Origin of the sequence: Marinimicrobium sp. UBA4209 (assembly GCF_002381585.1) — a bacterium.
GTDB classification, from domain to species: domain Bacteria; phylum Pseudomonadota; class Gammaproteobacteria; order Pseudomonadales; family Cellvibrionaceae; genus Marinimicrobium; species Marinimicrobium koreense.
The window spans coordinates 9306-10851 of the sequence record NZ_DFTP01000047.1 but is presented as its reverse complement, the minus strand read 5'-3'; the positions used below and the strand labels follow the sequence as shown (position 1 = coordinate 10851).

General features: G+C 60.5%; 3 protein-coding genes. All 3 read right to left on the bottom strand.

All coding sequences use genetic code 11. The features are described from left to right. Positions 1-43 precede the first annotated feature (43 nt). Positions 44-556 (bottom strand): hypothetical protein, encoded by a 513-nt coding sequence (locus tag B3187_RS06605; protein ID WP_286805268.1) that lies wholly within the window; start codon positions 554-556, stop codon positions 44-46. A gap of 13 nt (positions 557-569) precedes the next feature. After that, positions 570-893: a DUF883 family protein gene (locus tag B3187_RS06600; protein ID WP_123637057.1), complete on the bottom strand. Its 324-nt coding sequence runs from the start codon at positions 891-893 to the stop codon at positions 570-572. A gap of 223 nt (positions 894-1116) precedes the next feature. Further along, positions 1117-1546: efflux RND transporter permease subunit (locus tag B3187_RS06595; RefSeq protein WP_286805267.1), on the bottom strand; the 430-nt coding region annotated here is incomplete at its 5' end.

Here is a 1546-nt window from a genome sequence, read left to right as displayed (position 1 = left end):
CGAGCCACTTCCCGGCTCTGGCGCTTGAGGAGTAATGCGGTAATCATGACGCGGCTTCCGTTTCCTTTGTGGGCGTTTCCGGGGTTTCGTCATCACTGGCCACTCGCGCAAAGGCGCGTCGAGTTTCCGGAAAACGCAACCAGCGCAACAAGCGACGGAGCTGCCCGCGCAGATACACGACCATGACGCACTGGGCGAGCACCAACCCGGCGGCAATCCAGCCCCAGTGTACGCCAGCCTGCCAGGCCAGGTAGCTGACCACCGCCAGCAACAGCACCCAGACCAGCATCAGAGTCATGGCCAACAGAATGCTCACCAGCAGAATCAGCGCCAGGCTTCTGGCCGCCAGGCGAGCCTCAGCTTTGAACAACGCCCAGCGGTCGATCCAGGTCTGACGAATCAGAATGACCATGGCGGTCGCCAGGTCCAGGAGAGACGACTCCGGAGGTGACTCACTCGCCGCATCGTTTACCGACTCTGCGCTACCCTCTTCGCCGTCTGCATGGAGTCCTGCTCCGCCATGGTCCCGGGATCTTGTCTGCTCGCCTTCGCGCATTCAGTGCCCCGAACTAGCGGCGAAGCAGATTGGCAACAATCAGGCCCGCTGCAAAAGCGATACCTGCCGTCATCAACGGATTTTCCCGGGCGTAGTCCCGTGCACTGGAAACCGACCCTTCCACCTGTGCCCGCACCTCTTCCTGCTTCTCGGTCCAGCTCTGCTGGCCCTGATTGGCGGCACCGCGCAAGCGCTCTTCCGTTTTGGCCACACGCTCGGATAAACGATCGATCGCTTCGTGTGCCGCTGCAACGGTTTTTTCGGTGAAGGGAGCGCCCGTTTCGGCGCCATTTTCTGTGGTACTTTTTTCAGCGGTACTTTTGGATGATGTTGCCATTTCAGCCTCCTTTTGGCGTCATGCCAGAGTAGTGGCAGCAAGTAATGTGACCGTTGCGGCACTTTACTTGAGGCACTCATAACATGAGGACCTCACGCAGCACCACAGGGCTCCATTCACTAGCTTAACACCTTTTTGGGGCCCGGGTGTGAGCACCCCTATTCAAAACCGGTCAAGAGGACCGGGGCACGTCCATTCGGCACCCAAGTCCTCTGGAGGTTCCTCAGGAGGCACGCCATTCGGCGTCACTATCGGGAATCGCTTCGGCATCGGCCAGCTCACCGTGCAGGCGCTCACCCTCGGCGGCACGGGGTTTGGCAAAGCGCGCCAGGCCGAGATACACCACCGGCGTAAGGAACAGGGTGAACAGCGCGGCCAAGCCCAGCCCGCCAAAAATGACCCAGCCGATGGCCCAGCGGGATTCCGCCCCGGGACCGGAACTGAGGATCAGCGGCAGGCCGCCGAGTACGGTCGACATCAGGGTCATGGCGATGGGGCGCAGACGTACCAGAGCAGCAGTGCGCACGGCGCTGTACACATCGTGCCCCAGATCCCGTAGCTGATCGGCAAATTCGACCAGCAGAATGCCGTTTTTGGCCATCAGACCGATCAACATCACCAGCCCGATCTGGGAATAGATATTGATGCTGGTG